General features: G+C 51.0%; 12 protein-coding genes. 7 read left to right on the top strand and 5 right to left on the bottom strand.

Going from position 1 to position 14728, the window contains the following annotated elements:
- Nucleotides 1-58: 58 nt before the first annotated feature.
- The 3 genes from GWC94_RS14225 to GWC94_RS14235 all read right to left on the bottom strand — a co-directional run bounded on the left by GWC94_RS14225 (nucleotide 59) and on the right by GWC94_RS14235 (nucleotide 2478).
- On the bottom strand, nucleotides 59-295 hold the full coding sequence (locus GWC94_RS14225; RefSeq protein ID WP_161835670.1) for a 4a-hydroxytetrahydrobiopterin dehydratase: 237 nt from the start codon (nucleotides 293-295) through the stop codon (nucleotides 59-61).
- Between the two features lie 98 nt (nucleotides 296-393).
- Complete coding sequence (locus GWC94_RS14230) at nucleotides 394-828, bottom strand: IPExxxVDY family protein (protein WP_161835671.1); 435 nt, start codon at nucleotides 826-828, stop codon at nucleotides 394-396.
- 9 nt (nucleotides 829-837) lie between these two features.
- Nucleotides 838-2478: a M20/M25/M40 family metallo-hydrolase gene (locus GWC94_RS14235; RefSeq protein WP_161835672.1), complete on the bottom strand. Its 1641-nt coding sequence runs from the start codon at nucleotides 2476-2478 to the stop codon at nucleotides 838-840.
- A 171-nt stretch (nucleotides 2479-2649) separates the two neighbouring features.
- Here GWC94_RS14235 and feoB point away from each other — a divergent pair, with 171 nt between their 5' ends.
- Nucleotides 2650-4773 carry a ferrous iron transport protein B gene (gene feoB, locus GWC94_RS14240; protein ID WP_161835673.1) on the top strand — a complete coding sequence of 708 codons (2124 nt, stop codon included), beginning with the start codon at nucleotides 2650-2652 and terminating at the stop codon, nucleotides 4771-4773.
- A gap of 42 nt (nucleotides 4774-4815) precedes the next feature.
- On the opposite strand, the gene GWC94_RS14245 is transcribed toward feoB, so the two are convergent.
- Nucleotides 4816-6111 carry an MFS transporter gene (locus GWC94_RS14245; RefSeq protein WP_161835674.1) on the bottom strand — a complete coding sequence of 432 codons (1296 nt, stop codon included), beginning with the start codon at nucleotides 6109-6111 and terminating at the stop codon, nucleotides 4816-4818.
- Nucleotides 6112-6244: 133 nt separating this feature from the next.
- On the opposite strand from GWC94_RS14245, the gene GWC94_RS14250 reads away from it, so the two are divergent.
- From GWC94_RS14250 to GWC94_RS14265, 4 genes are read left to right on the top strand one after another with little or no spacing between them, the layout of a single operon-like run.
- Nucleotides 6245-6691 (top strand): hypothetical protein, encoded by a 447-nt coding sequence (locus GWC94_RS14250; RefSeq protein WP_161835675.1) that lies wholly within the window; start codon nucleotides 6245-6247, stop codon nucleotides 6689-6691.
- An 8-nt stretch (nucleotides 6692-6699) separates the two neighbouring features.
- Nucleotides 6700-7350, top strand: a complete 651-nt coding sequence (locus GWC94_RS14255) for a hypothetical protein (RefSeq protein WP_161835676.1) — start codon at nucleotides 6700-6702, stop codon at nucleotides 7348-7350.
- Nucleotides 7314-8099 (top strand): sensor histidine kinase, encoded by a 786-nt coding sequence (locus GWC94_RS14260; RefSeq protein WP_161835677.1) that lies wholly within the window; start codon nucleotides 7314-7316, stop codon nucleotides 8097-8099. Before GWC94_RS14255 ends, GWC94_RS14260 begins: the two co-directional genes overlap by 37 nt.
- Nucleotides 8096-8734, top strand: coding sequence for a response regulator transcription factor (locus GWC94_RS14265; protein ID WP_161835678.1), 639 nt, complete (start codon nucleotides 8096-8098; stop codon nucleotides 8732-8734). The genes GWC94_RS14260 and GWC94_RS14265 overlap by 4 nt, the downstream gene beginning before the upstream one ends.
- On the opposite strand, the gene GWC94_RS14270 is transcribed toward GWC94_RS14265, so the two are convergent.
- Nucleotides 8735-9598 (bottom strand): serine hydrolase, encoded by an 864-nt coding sequence (locus tag GWC94_RS14270; RefSeq protein ID WP_161835679.1) that lies wholly within the window; start codon nucleotides 9596-9598, stop codon nucleotides 8735-8737.
- Between the two features lie 138 nt (nucleotides 9599-9736).
- Between GWC94_RS14270 and GWC94_RS14275 the strand changes: the two genes are divergently transcribed.
- A complete protein-coding gene (locus GWC94_RS14275; RefSeq protein ID WP_161835680.1) occupies nucleotides 9737-12127 on the top strand; it encodes an ATP-binding protein in 2391 nt (796 codons plus the stop codon).
- Between the two features lie 142 nt (nucleotides 12128-12269).
- Nucleotides 12270-14726, top strand: coding sequence for an outer membrane beta-barrel protein (locus GWC94_RS14280; protein ID WP_161835681.1), 2457 nt, complete (start codon nucleotides 12270-12272; stop codon nucleotides 14724-14726).
- The last annotated feature ends 2 nt before the right edge of the window (nucleotides 14727-14728 follow it).

Genomic DNA, 14728 nt, shown 5'->3' on the forward strand with positions numbered 1-14728 from the left:
AAGGAATATCGAATGTTGAAAGGTTTTACATCGACATCCGATATTCCTTGTTCGATATTCATCTGTTCACAATAGCGTCTATTTTCTCCGAAAGTTTGCGGTCTTTTTCCGTTACGGTATCGCCGGCATCATGGGTGCTGAGCCAGATTTCCACCTGGTTCCAGACATTGGTCCAGCGCGGGTGGTGGTTCATCTTTTCCGCTTCCAGTGCAACACGGGTCATAAATGCAAAAGCCTCGGAAAAATCCCTGAACGCAAACTGGCGGTAAAGGGTGTTGTTTTGTTCGGTCCACATAGATTGAAATTTTGTGATTGGGGATTGGGGAATTTTGAAATTGTAAAACAAAATTCTGACCAATTTCAAAATTCCCCAATCCCCGATTTCAAAATCTTCTAAAAAACCATATTTCCCTTATTCCTTATCTGTTCATTGGTGAGCTCGGCCACCAATTGCACACCGGCGATGGTTTTTACGGTCTGTTTGATCCAGTCACATTTTTCATCATCCACCGTATCTCCTTTCATCAACCAGAGAAAATCCATATGCCGGAATTCGGGCAACAGGTACTCGCCGTCGTACTGGTTATGATAAAGATAATGCGTAAGAAAGCTGTTCGGCTCTTTTGACTGGTATACGGAGAAATAATAGCTTCTGTCTTTTTTACGAAGGTGTATTTCAATATCGGCATTCAGCCTGAAATCATACCCCAGCAGGTTATTGAGCTGCAGGCAGAACTGGTAGTTCTTCAGCGGTGCGGTAATACCCAGCAAACGCGTGTCTTCAAAGAAATCGTCGTTGAGTTCCTCAATATTAAGACGCAGTTTCATAGCGTTTGGCTAAAATTCAATATCGAATGTTTTTTCTTCATTGCCTCTTTTGATCCGCAGCACCGCTTTGTCGCCCTTGTTAAATTTACCAAGGGCATCCATATAACTGTAAATATCGGTGAACTTGTAATCACCCAGCTGCAGCAGGATATCGCCGGTATGCAACCCGGCTTTCTCCCCAGGTTTGCCTGGACTTACGCCGTCTATCCGCAAGCCTGTGCCGGTATAACCGTAATCAGGTATCACGCCCAGCGTTACATTCATTTTTTTCACGCCGCCGATTTTTTCCGCGGTTTTGGTAAAAGCCAGCCGGCCTTTATCATTCGCTGCCTCTACGATCCGGTATACCATCTTTACAATATCCTTTTCGCCATCGTAATTGATCTTATCCCAGTCATCGGTGGCCTTGTGGTAGTCGGGGTGACTGCCGGTGAACATAAACAGCACCGGGATATCCTTGCGGTAAAATGCAGCATGATCGCTGGGCCCGCTTCCTGCGCTGTCGATTTTGACCAGCAGGTTGTTCTTTGCTGCCTCCAGCACTGCCGGCCAGACGGGTGAAGTGCCATAACCGCCAACCGTTAGTTTGTGCGCGGTATCGTATCGGCCAACCATATCGAGATTGATCATATAGTTGGCGGTGATCTTACGGGTGGGGTATTCGAGCCAGTACTTGCTTCCCAGCAGACCCATTTCCTCTCCTGAAAAATGCATGATAAGGTAGTTATTGCCGGCCGGTGTGCTTTTTCTGAGCATACGTGCAAGCTCTATCACCGCCGCGGTGCCGCTGGCGTTATCATCGGCGCCGTTGTGGATGATATGACCGGTATCGAGTGCATTTTTGTCTTCATTGTAGCCGAGATGATCGTAATGCGCACCTATGATCACCGTATTCGGCGCATGGTTATCGATATAGCCAATGATATTGTGGGCGGTTCGTATATTTTCTGAAATATGCACGGTCAACTCAATGGGAAAACTGGCCGAGGCATCGGAGAAATATTTCGAGAGCCCTTTTTTGGTAAGGTATACCACGGGTATCTTGGCCGGCGCCCCATCATAGTTTTTGTTGAACCGCACGTTGTCAACCAGTGAAGAACTGTTATATACGATCAGCGCGGTGGCGCCTTTTGCCGCAAACTTATCGGCCGTTGTTTTTATCTCCGCATCGATATCGAAATGCGGATTGGTTTTGTTGTCGTCGAGCAGGTCTTTCAGGTCTCTGAACCAGGGCTGACCCGCCTCGTTCAGCGCCAGCGCGGGACTGCCGCTGATACTGGTATTGGCGCTGAAGGCAAGCGGTGTATAGTCTTCGGGAGGCGACAGTGTTTTTCCATCCACTTTCAGCACCGTGGGCCCGTCGATGGATTTACCGCTGTTGATCTCGAAGCGCTGTATATAGTCCTCGTCACCGGCGGGCGCCAGTCCCATCTGCCGGTACTGTCCTATGATATATTCCCTGGCCAGCTCTTCTCCCCCGCTGCCGGCCCTTCTTCCTTCCAGTTTATCGTCGGCCAGGTATTGGATATGCGTTTTCAGGTTGGCGACCAATTCGGCATTGGCCTTTTCTTCCATCTGTCTTTTCTTTCTTTTACTCTGGGAATACACCAAAACAGGGCACAGCGCCAATACCACAAGGGTCTTTTTCATAAAGAAGGTTTCGCGACAAAAATAATTTGAAAAACAGGGATTCCGAAAATTTGAAGCGTTAATCATTCCTGTTTTTACCTGCTGCACCAATCGTTAATACAGATGTAACTTCCCGATCTCGTAACCAACACGCAGTGTTAGCCAGTACATTTGCGCCTATTTTGCAGCAGTTTGCCTAAACCTTTTCTACATATTGCGCTTGTGGGTAACCCGAACAGCGGTAAGAGCTCACTGTTCAATGCATTGACCGGTCTGAACCAGAAAGTGGGCAATTTTCCGGGTGTTACCGTTGATAAAAAGACCGGGCTGATCAACCTCGATAACCAGGTAAAAGCTGAACTGATCGATCTGCCGGGCACCTACAGTCTTTATCCCCGAAGGGCCGATGAGTGGGTGGCCTATAAAGTGCTGATGGGCGCCGAGGCGGGTATGCAACCCGATCTGGTGCTGCTGGTGGCCGATGCCAGTAACCTGAAACGGAACCTGCTTTTCTGCAGCCAGATCATAGACCTGAAGATTCCGGTGGTGATGGCGCTGACGATGAACGATATCGCGGCCAAAAAAGACATCAAAATAGATATCAGCGGGCTCGAAGCGGAGCTGGGCATACCCGTGGTTGCCGTAAACCCGAGAAAGAACAAGGGTCTTTCCGAGTTAAAAAAAGTGCTTTCGCATGTAGCCAGGATGCAGCCCGCACTGCAGACACGCGAATTTGCAGGCACGCACAAACTGGCCCCGGCGGCGATCAACGGCGTGCAGCAGCTGTTTCCGCAGATGAGCGACTACGCGGCGATCCATTACCTGATCAACCACGAGCATTTTCCATTGGATGCGCCTACCCAGACGAAGATTGAAAACATAGAAGCGGAGAACCAGTTCAATCCCACCAAAACACAGGCGGAAGAGATCATGATGCGGTATACGCGTATACGCCAGATCATGCAGCAGCATGTGGTGGAACCCGGACCGCTGGAGAAAAAACTGTTTACCGAAAAACTCGATAACCTCCTGCTGCACCGGGTATGGGGCTACCTCATTTTACTGGTGGTGCTGTTTCTTTTGTTCCAGAGCATATTCTGGCTGGCCGCTTTCCCGATGGATGGCATCGAATGGCTGTTTGCCCAGGGCTCGGGCTGGCTGGCGAATGTATTGCCCACAGCCTGGTGGAGCGACCTGATCGTTAACGGCCTTTTTGCCGGTTTGGGCGGAATACTGGTATTTGTGCCGCAGATCATGATCCTGTTCGGACTGATTACGATACTGGAAGACACGGGCTATATGGCGCGTATCAGTTTTTTGAGCGATAAACTGATGCGGAAAGTAGGGCTGAACGGCAAAAGCGTGATGCCGATGATCAGCGGTTTTGCCTGTGCGGTGCCCGCTATCATGAGCGCCCGGAATATCGAGAACAGAAAAGAACGGCTGCTGACCATTCTGGTAACCCCGCTGATGAGCTGCAGCGCCAGGCTGCCCGTATATACGATACTGATCTCTTTGGTGATAGACGATAAATATTACCTCGGCTTTCTCAGCCTGCAGGGCCTGGTGATGATGGGACTCTATTTTCTCGGCACCGCCATGGCGCTGGTGGTGAGTTACGTGATGAAATGGTTTATCCGGATCAGCGAAAAAAGCTTTTTTATTCTGGAACTGCCCATCTACCGCGGCCCGCGCTGGAAGAACGTACTGGTAACCATGGTGGAGAAAGCCCGGATATTCGTGACCGATGCGGGCAAAGTGATCATGGTCATCAGCCTGCTGCTCTGGTTCCTCAGTTCTTACGGACCGGGCGACAGGATGAAACAGGTGGAAAACAAATACGCTTCGCTGATCATCGCCACACCGCAGCCTGAAAAAATCGATTCGTTACAGAAACAGCTGTCTTCCGAAAAACTGCAGCATTCCTATGCAGGCATTGCCGGGCATACCATAGAACCGCTGATCAGACCGCTGGGTTTTGACTGGAAGATCGGTATCGCACTGATCACCTCCTTTGCCGCGCGCGAAGTGTTCGTGGGTACGATGGCTACTTTATACAGCGTGGAGGAATCCGACGACAATGCCTCGCTTCGCGAAAAAATGGAATCGGCCCGGCACCGCGACGGCAGCAAAGTGTATACGCTGGCCGCGGCTTTATCGCTGATGGTATTCTATGTACTGGCCATGCAGTGCATGAGCACCCTTGCCGTGGTAAAACGCGAAACCCGCAGCTGGAAATGGCCCGTGTTCCAGTTTGCCTACATGACCGGCCTGGCCTATGGTATGAGCTGGCTGGTCTATCATATCTGGTCCTGATTGTTGCAGGCCAGACCATCTAACCATCTCCATACACCTTTTTTACTGCACGGGATCCCGGTCCATCAGCGATGTCTTCTTTGTATCCCGCATGCCGATGTATACCAGCAGCGATACGAATATACAGGCGCTGGCATACCAGTAATACCCGCTTTCGTTTCCACTGTTCTTAAACCAGAGGGCCAGGTATTCGGCGGTGCCGCCAAACAGGGCTACAGTAACCGCATAGGGAAAACCCACGCCGAGTGCGCGTATCTCGGCAGGAAACAGTTCGGCCTTTACCACCGCGTTGATGGAGGTATAACCGCTTACAATGACCAGCGCCGCCATCATCAACAGGAATATCGGCAGCATTTGCGTGGTTGCAGCAATGGCGGTCAGTATCGGAACGGTGCATACGGCTCCCAGCACGCCAAAACCGATGAGCAATGGCCTGCGGCCTACGCGGTCTGACAGCATACCCAGCAAGGGCTGTATGGCTGCATAGATAAACAGGGTAACAAAACTGAGCAGCGCAGCTTTTTCCTTTGGCAGATGCACGGTATTCACCAGAAATTTCTGCATGTAGGTGGTATAGGTATAAAAAGCCAGCGTTCCGCCCAGTGTTAGTCCGGCAACGGTCAGCACGGCCCGGGGATGCCTGAACAGTTCCTTCACCGAACCTTTTTTTTGCGCCGTGGCGGTTTCGTAGCGGAATGCTTCCGTTTCATCCATATTTCGCCGCAGGTAAAAAGCGGTCAGCGAAAGCAGGGCGCCGATGAAGAACGGTATCCGCCAGGCCCAACCGCTCAATTGTTCCGGGGTGAAAAAAACATACTGCATCAGTAATTGCACGCCTACCGCAGTCAGTTGACCGCCAATCAGTGTTACATACTGAAAGCTGGAATAGAAACCGCGGCGGTTGCTGGTGGCCATTTCGCTGAGATAGGTGGCTGCCGTACCGTATTCTCCGCCAACGCTCAGGCCCTGCAGCAGCCTGGCCAGCAGCAACAATACCGGCGCCGCAATACCGATCTGCCGGTAGGAAGGCGTTAAGGCAATGGTCAGAGAGCCCAGCGACATCAGCAGCACGGAAAGCGTCATCGACCATTTTCTTCCCCTGCGGTCTGCCAGGCTGCCGAACAGCCAGCCGCCTATCGGCCGCATCAGGAAGCCAACGGCAAATATACCCGCGGTATTCAGCAGGTTGGCCGTTGCATCCTTACCCGGAAAAAATACGGGTGCAAAATAAACAGAGAATGCCGCATAGGCGTACCAGTCGTACCATTCCACCAGGTTACCCACCGAGCCGCTGATGATGGCTCTGATGCGATGGGCCGGTTGCTTGTTGGGATCCATTGCCAAAAGATAAGCAGAGAATCGGCAGCGTTTCAACGGTATTTTCAGGTGCAGGCAAAAAAGGGGGATTTTCCCGGTTTTTTATCCCGCGAAATAGTGGAATATTGTTCCTTATACCCAAAATCAACTGTTTATGGCACAAGACAATCCAAAACTACGGGGCAAACTGCCCAAAGGAGAGGGTCGCCTGATAGGTGATGCTTTCCAGAAACTGGTAAAAAATGTACCCGAATTCAAACATGCGCCCCAGGCCGTTTGCTTTACGGTAGACGAACTGCGCGCTTTCCTGGATGCGGCAGAGCAAACCGTTAACCCCGATCCGGCCAAACCCGTTCCCGCCAATGAGATCGGCGTGGCGATCATACCCGGGTACAGGAACAACAAGATCACCTTTATGCTGGTGGCCACACGCTTCAGGGAAGACAAACCGAACCAGCAGGTGCTGGCGATCAACAACCCGGTAACCGGTATCCATATGGAGCCTGCCGCACCGACCCTTGGCGCAGAACCCCCGTTACCGCCGGATCCGGAGCCACCGGTTGGCGACACCACCTATGATACAGGAAGTACTTATCCATAAATAGAATTATGCTGTTTCCGTTTACGCAGATCGCGGAGTTGGTTTGTTTGATTTTTGCAATCAGGTTTCTCGCGGGAATAAAAGATTCCTTCTGGGGCTATATCAGGTGGTTCATGCTGTTTACCGTAATGGTGGAAATAGCCGGACATGCCATGCTTTCCATGAATGTTCCCAATCACTGGCTGTACAACCTGTACCTGCCGGTTGAAATGCTGTTCAAGTATTACCTGCTGTACAAGATCTGCAATGGCTATTTCCCGGTAAAATACCTGGCTGTTTCCTTCCTGGCGCTGTTTGGCCTTTTATATGCCTATGAAGGTATCGCCAGCGGGTTTAACGAATACAGCGTATGGAGCAATTCCGCGGCATCGGTGGGCATACTCACCATCTGCTGTTTTTATTTCTATTATTTTCTGAAAAAAGAGGAGTATGTTGATATCTATCAGCATGCTCCTTTCTGGATAGTGACCGCGCTGTTTTTCTTTTATCTCGGCGGTACGGCCTGTAATGTATTCTTTAAATACCTGGCCAATATTTACGAGAAGCAGCATATACCGGTGCGGTACATTATCTACACGTTGCTTAATTTCATATTTTACGGCTGCTGGAGTTATTCATTTGTATGCAGGTATCGCCAAACGACATCGTCTTTATCGTAATCATCAGCAGTTGCTGTCTTTTTATCGCGGCGGCGGCGCTGATCACCTATGTAAGATTGTACAACGAACGCAAGAAAAAACATTTCGAGGAAAAAGAACTGATGGCTGCCGAATTCGACAGACAGCTCATGCAGTCGCAGCTCGAAACACAGGAAGAAACCCTCAACGTGGTGAGCCGCGAGCTGCATGATAACATCGGCCAGCTGCTCAACAGCACCAAATTACTGATCGGTGTTACCGAAAGAAGCCTTGCCGCCGTTCCCGAAACGCTGATCACCGCCGGACAAACGCTTGGACAGGCCATACAGGAGCTGCGCGCTTTGTCTAAATCGCTCGATAAAGACTGGCTGTCACAGTTCAATTTCGTCGAAAACCTCGAGGCCGAGATCAGCCGTATCCATTCTGCGCAAACCCTGCATATCGAATTCAGCCGCCCCGAAACCCTGCCGCTTGCACCCGGGCAGCAGATCATCCTGTTCCGTATTGTGCAGGAGATCGTACAGAACGTGATCAAACACGCGCAGGCAAAAAAAGCGGTGATCAGGATCGTAAAATACCCCGGCCACCTTACATTGCATATCAGTGACGACGGCATTGGTTTTGTCGGGGACGATGCACCGAAAGGGCTCGGGCTCCGCAATATCAAACACCGTACAGCCCTGCTGGGCGGCAGTGTGCAGTGGCATACCCGTCCCGGAGGCGGCACCGTGGTGGAGATCAGCTTACCGGTTAACCAGACTAACGAATGAAAACAACCATCGGCATCATCGACGACCATATCCTGTTCGCCAAATCGCTCGGACTTATGCTGAGGAGTTTCCGGGATTACGAGGTGGTGATAGAAGCGGGTAACGGAAAAGACCTGCAGGAGAAACTGACTGCCGGCAAACCGGTTCCCGATATCATGCTGATAGATGTGAATATGCCGGTAATGAACGGTATCGACACCGCCAGGTGGTTATCGGCACACCATCCCGGTGTAAAATTGGTGGCGCTTTCCATGAATGATGAGGAAAACATCATCATCGATATGCTGAAAGCCGGTTGCTGCGCCTATATGCTGAAGGAAACGCATCCCGACGAACTTGAAAAAGCGCTGGAAGAGATCGCTGTCAGGGGATATTACAATCCCGATTCCAACAATATCCATTTTCGCCGTCTGCCCGAGGCGGAGAAGAACCCCCTGCCCCCGATCAACGAGCGCGAAAAACGGTTCCTGCAGCATGCCTGTTCCGATCTTACCTACCGGGAGATCGCATCGCTGATGCACCTCAGCGAACGCACCATCGACGGCTACCGCGAATCCTTATTCGGTAAACTCAATGTACAGAGCCGGGTGGGTCTTGCGCTCGAAGCCATCAGGAAAGGGCTGGTTACACTCTGATCAGTTATAATATTTCCACAGCAGGGCAGAAACCGCGCGTGTAAGCACCCAGGCCGCATTGCCGGGCTCCCAGCTGGTGTCTTTGTTATTCTTTGTGCAGATACAGAAAAGATAGCGGCTTTTTTTTGCGTTCACAAACACCACTTCGTTCCGGGTGGCATTCACGGCTCCGTTCTTGCTTGCCACGAACGCATCGGCGGGAATGGCAGACACAGCCACTTCGTCCCAGTAATTTCTTCCCAGCAACCGCAGCATTTTTTCGCTGGCGGCGGCATTGATCACTTCTTTGCGAACGATCTTCTCCATCAGTGTGGCCATTTCCAGGGGGGTTGTCTGGCCCCAGCCATACTCTGCCCGGTTATTTTCGCGGCCTGGCGTACGGCTGTTCACGCGGGTATACCGCATACCCAGGCTGTCCATCAGTTCGTTGATGCGTGTGCCGGTACCGGCAAGACTCTGCAGCCATAAACTGGCGGTATTATCGCTCATGGTAAGCATCAGCATCATCAGTTTGCTCAGTTCTATCTTTTCATTGTTTTTAAAAGAGCCCAGTATATCAACGCCCTCATAGAGCAGCGAGTCCCTGTAGGTAAGCGTCTGGTGATAATTCAGCTCCCCCGATTCCAGTTTGTGCATGATACCGGTAAGTATGGGAATCTTGACCATGCTCGCAGTCGGAAAAACGGTATCGGCATTGATGGCAACGATCTTATTCTTTTTCAGGTCGTGCACATAGATGCCGATGCTGCCCGGGTAATCCCGGAACATTTCCGATAACCGGCGCTGCAGGCGTTTATCTGTAGGCTGCGCATGGGCAGACAGCAAGATCGTGCTCATAACAAGCAAAAGCAGCAATTGTTTCATACGGCGGGTTTAAAACGTTTTGACAATAATGAAGTCTTTCAGGAACAATGAAAATAATCGATAAATGACGAGAATGAAAACATGCCCCGGAATTATTTTAGTAAATTCGTACGCCTACAAACACTGTTATCTGCGTCTATGAAGGGCATCACCACCATTTGGCTGCGTCTGCTGGTTTTTACTGTTATCTGCTGCCAGGCATCGGTTATTAACGCGCAGCCACCAGGCAAAACGGGGATGCAGGATGGCCTGGTTGACCTGCGCAATACAGATCTGAGCCGGCAACCGGTTTCGCTGAATGGTAACTGGGCTTTTTACTGGAAACGGCTGATCGTTCCCGGAGATTCGCTTCCCTCTCCCACCGCTTTTATCCCATTTCCCAAACTCTGGCGCAATACCACAGTGAACGGAAAAAAATTTCCCGATATAGGATATGCCAGCTATGCGGTAACCGTATTGCTTCCCCCGCATACCAACCAATTGGCGCTGCAGGTGCCCGACACTTATACCAGCTACCGTTTGTTTGTGAACGGAAAAGAACTGGCCGAGGCCGGCAACCCGGACAGTATTGCCAAAAGAGCCGTTCCCAAATGGCTGAACCGGACGGTGGAGCTCAAAGGAACAACCGATACGCTGCGCATTGTGCTGCATGTTGCCAATTACTGGCATTCCAAAGGCGGCCCCTACAAGGAAATGCTGGTGGGCGATTTCGATTACCTCGTACAGAAAAGAGATATCGGCTTTGCCTTCGACCTGGTGCTGACGGGTTGCCTGTTCATGGGCGGTCTGTTCTTTTTTGGTCTGTTCCTGTTTGGCCGGCATGATAAAGCAATGCTGTACTTCGCGCTGTTCGCCATTACCTACAGTTACCGCATCATCGGCGCGCGTTTGTATGTGCTGCACTCCATATTTCCCGATATACCCTGGTCTGTTACCGTTCACCTCGAATACCTGAGTCTTTTTGTAAGCGTTACCTTTTTTGTACTGTATACCCGGATGCTTTATAAAGAAGACTCCAATAAGTACATCCTGGGCGCGCTGGTATGGGCCTGCCTGGGTCTGGCGGCGCTGGTAATCGTTTCGCCGCCGGCGGTGTTCACCCAGCTCATCAATCCATTCCTGGTGGTTATGTTCGGGGTTATCGCCTACGCATTTGTGATCTACATCAAAGCCATGCGCAACAAGCGCGTGGGCGCCAGTTATGCGCTGCTGAGTTCGGGGGTTGTGTTCCTGGTTTTTGTTGTGATCAACCTGCAGTATTTCGGTTTCGTGCAACCGCAGCAAGGCATACTGTTCGCGGGCTATATCAGCTTTTTCTTCCTGCAGTCGCTGATTATGTCTTTCCGCTTTGCGCACGCCCTCAAACAGGCAAAACAGCAGGCTGAAAAAGCACTGGGAGCCAAGAACGAGTTTCTGTCAACCATGTCGCACGAAATACGCACGCCGCTGAATTCGATATTGGGTATGACGCATATCATCCTCCGCGATAACCCGCGCAAGGAACAGAAAGAACAGCTGGAGGTGCTGCTGTTCTCGGCCAATAACCTGCTGGCCATCGTAAACGATATCCTCGATTATAACAAAATCGAAGCCGGCAAGGTCAATTTCGAAGCCATCGATATGGACCTGCCCGCCATTGTACGCAACCTGTTCTCCGGTTTACGCATAGCGGCCGAGGAGAAGAACATCGATCTCCGCCTGCACATCGATCCTTTGCTGAAGCAGGCCGTGATAGGCGATCCCACCAGGCTTTCCCAGGTGCTCACCAACCTGCTGGGCAACGCCATCAAATTCACCAAACAGGGATATGTGCTGCTTGACATACAGGTAAAAGAACAGAACGACCAGGCAGTTACGCTGAAGATAAAAGTAACGGATACCGGCATCGGCATCGCTCCCGATAAACAACAGCTGATCTTTGAACAGTTCACACAGGCAGATACCTCTACTTCACGTAATTTTGGTGGCACGGGTCTGGGGCTTGCCATCTGTAAACGTTTGCTGGAACTGCAGGGAAGCCAGCTGCAACTGCAAAGCACCCCCGGAAAAGGCTCTGTTTTTTATTTTACACAGACGTTCCCAAAAGTGATCAAATCCAATCAATCTATGGCACCGGCGAGCAACGAATTACCACCAGAAGAAAGCAAACCACTCAGCGGCAAATGCATCCTGCTGGTGGAAGACAGCGAAGTGAACATCATCGTTGCAAGAACTTTCCTGGAGAGATGGGGCGCAGAGGTCGATATCGCCCTCCACGGACAGGAAGCCCTGGATATAGTTGACCCCGACAAACATGCCATCGTGTTAATGGATATGCATATGCCGGTAATGGACGGTTACAATGCCACGCGTATGATGCGCCAGAAAGGACTGACCCTGCCGATCGTTGCCCTCACCGCCAGCCTGCCGAGAGATGTGGAGGAACGGATCAGGGAAACGGGTATGAACGATATCGTCATCAAACCATTTGTTCCCGAAGACCTGTATAAAACCGTACTGCACTACACGGGTGTTTTCAGGACAGACTGACCAAGTGCACCACCTTCTTTCATGTAAAAAACGGACATCCGTTTTCCGGCCGGCTTCCATTCAACCACGCTATTGCGCAGCCTGTAAATACGCATGTACGAATTTTGTCGTTTACCAGCATCTTTGGCAAAACAAGGAAGGTATGCGTAAGATCACCGCGTTTATGATCGGTTTGCTGGCAGCGGCTACCGCCGTTCACAGCCAGGATGCAAAAGGCAAAGTATCTGTTACCATATTCGGTGCGCAGCAGGATGCGATCGAAAATGTCACGGTGGAACTGTTGAAGGCAAAAGACAGTACGCTGGCCAGAACAGCCATCAGCGACAGGAACGGCGTGGCCGATTTTGAGGGAGTGCGTACCGGCAGTTATCTGATCAGGGCCTCATTTATCAATTATACAACGGTGTATTCGGCAGTGTTCACGGTTTCTGCGGAACAGCCGGGTCCGCAGGGTCCGCCGCTCCGGCTCAACCCTTCAGCGGCGCAGGTGGGTGAAGTGGTGGTAACGGCACGGAAACCCTTTCTGCAGAAACTTTCAGACCGGCTGGTGGTGAATGTAGATAACAGCATTGTAAGCGCAGGCAGCTCTGCGATGGATGTGCTGGAGCGCGCACCGGGTGTGGCTGTGGACCAGAACGATGCCATCGGGCTGCGCGGCAAACAGGGTGTCATTATCATGATCGATGGCAAACCCACCCCTTTGAGCGGCGCCGATCTTGCCAATTACCTCCGCGGGCTGCCGTCCAGCGCTATCGAAAGGATCGATATCATTACCAATCCTTCCGCGCGGTACGATGCAGCGGGCAATTCCGGCATCATCGATATCCGGATGAAAAAAGACCAGCGCCTGGGCTTTAACGGAACGGTGACGGCAGGCTATGGCCAGGGCGTTTATCCCAAAACCAATACCGGCACCACTTTCAATTACCGCAATAAAGCAATGAACCTGTTCGGCAATTACAATTATTCCTACCGTGCTAATTTCAACCACCTGGTGCTCGACCGGAATTTTTATACCAACAACAAATACAACGGCGGCGATCTGAAAGACAACAGCATCTACAGTACGGCAAGCTTTCATGCAATACGCGCCGGCGCCGATTTCTTCCCCGGTAAAAAGAACATTCTCGGGTTTGTAGTTACACAGAATACCGGCGATTTCCGGGTCGATGCCAGTAACGCCTCCCTGGTGATCAACGATAACCGTCAACTGGTATCCACTTTCGCCACCCGGTCGGGTAACAATAGCAATAACGATAACATCGTGGTCAATGTTAATTTCAAACACGCATTCAATACCACCGGCAAAGAACTTACCGCAGATGCGGATTATGGCGTATACCGATCAGACGCCATCAGCTTTAACCATACCAGCTATTACCAGCTCAATGGCACTCCGGCCAAACCGGCCTACCTGCTGGATGGAGACCAGCGCGGCACACTAACCCTGCGCACCGCAAAACTGGATTATACCAACCCTTTACCAAAAGGTGCCCGTTTCGAAACAGGTTATAAGACCAGCTATGTTTCATCAGACAACGATGCCAAGTTCTGGGACAGGAGCAGTGGCACGGCGGTGGATGACCCGAATAAAACCAACCGCTTCTTTTATGACGAATACAACAACGCGGCCTACCTGAACTTCAGCAAAGAGTATGGAAAATTCAATATGCAGCTGGGGTTGCGCGGAGAACATACCCGGTTAAAGACCCACCAGGTAAAAGGCAATTCGTATTTTGACTCGAGCTATTTCCAGCTGTTCCCCAGTGCCTTCTTTAACTATAAACTCAAAGAAGACCAGACCCTGGGCATTTCTGTAAGCCGTCGCATAGACAGGCCGGGATATTCGCAGCTCAATCCCTTCCTGTTCCTGATAGACGTAACCACCTATGCAACCGGCAACCCCTGGCTGTTGCCGCAGTTTACCTGGTCTTATGAAATGAGCTACACGCTGAAGAATATCAATTTTACGCTGGGATACAGCAAAACCACACAGGCGCAGAATATCACCATCCTGTTATTCAGGGATGCCTTTCCGGGTATACTGCAGCCGGATAATGTAACGGTGCAGATGCCCATTAACCTAAGTTCAACAGAGTACTATGGTGTTACGGTTGCCGCGCCGCTGCGTATCGGCAAATACTGGAACATGGTCAACAATATCAATGCTTACTACAATACATTCCATGGCAGCATCGGTGTTACGCAGCTTAACAGGGGCCGCCTGGCTTTTGATTACCGGATGAACAACACGTTCACACTGAAAAAAGGCTGGGTGCTGGAATTTAACGGCAACTTCAGCAGCGGCGGTCAGTACGGGTTTATGGTAACCGATCCGCAATGGGCGGTTGCCGCAGGCGTGCAGAAGTCGGTATTGAAAAACAAGGGAACACTGCGTTTCAACATCACGGATATTTTCTGGACCACCCTGCCAAAAGCGGTCATCACCTATAATAATTATGTAGAAAAATGGCATGCCAGCCGCGAAACAAGGGTGGCCAACCTTAGCTTCACCTACCGGTTTGGCAAGACCACCGTGCAGGCCGCGAGAAAAAGAACAACCGCCTCCGAAGAAGAAAGACAACGGGCGGGTAACTGATC

Source organism: Sediminibacterium soli (assembly GCF_009939225.1).
Taxonomy (GTDB): Bacteria; Bacteroidota; Bacteroidia; order Chitinophagales; family Chitinophagaceae; genus Sediminibacterium; species Sediminibacterium soli.

Coding starts and splice junctions, on each gene's coding strand:
- GWC94_RS14225 (WP_161835670.1), bottom strand. CDS start 295: ATGTGGACCGAACAAAACAACACCCTTTACCGCCAGTTTGCGTTCAGG.
- GWC94_RS14230 (WP_161835671.1), bottom strand. CDS start 828: ATGAAACTGCGTCTTAATATTGAGGAACTCAACGACGATTTCTTTGAA.
- GWC94_RS14235 (WP_161835672.1), bottom strand. CDS start 2,478: ATGAAAAAGACCCTTGTGGTATTGGCGCTGTGCCCTGTTTTGGTGTAT.
- GWC94_RS14245 (WP_161835674.1), bottom strand. CDS start 6,111: ATGGATCCCAACAAGCAACCGGCCCATCGCATCAGAGCCATCATCAGC.
- GWC94_RS14250 (WP_161835675.1), top strand. CDS start 6,245: ATGGCACAAGACAATCCAAAACTACGGGGCAAACTGCCCAAAGGAGAG.
- GWC94_RS14255 (WP_161835676.1), top strand. CDS start 6,700: ATGCTGTTTCCGTTTACGCAGATCGCGGAGTTGGTTTGTTTGATTTTT.
- GWC94_RS14260 (WP_161835677.1), top strand. CDS start 7,314: ATGCAGGTATCGCCAAACGACATCGTCTTTATCGTAATCATCAGCAGT.
- GWC94_RS14265 (WP_161835678.1), top strand. CDS start 8,096: ATGAAAACAACCATCGGCATCATCGACGACCATATCCTGTTCGCCAAA.
- GWC94_RS14270 (WP_161835679.1), bottom strand. CDS start 9,598: ATGAAACAATTGCTGCTTTTGCTTGTTATGAGCACGATCTTGCTGTCT.
- GWC94_RS14275 (WP_161835680.1), top strand. CDS start 9,737: ATGAAGGGCATCACCACCATTTGGCTGCGTCTGCTGGTTTTTACTGTT.
- GWC94_RS14280 (WP_161835681.1), top strand. CDS start 12,270: ATGCGTAAGATCACCGCGTTTATGATCGGTTTGCTGGCAGCGGCTACC.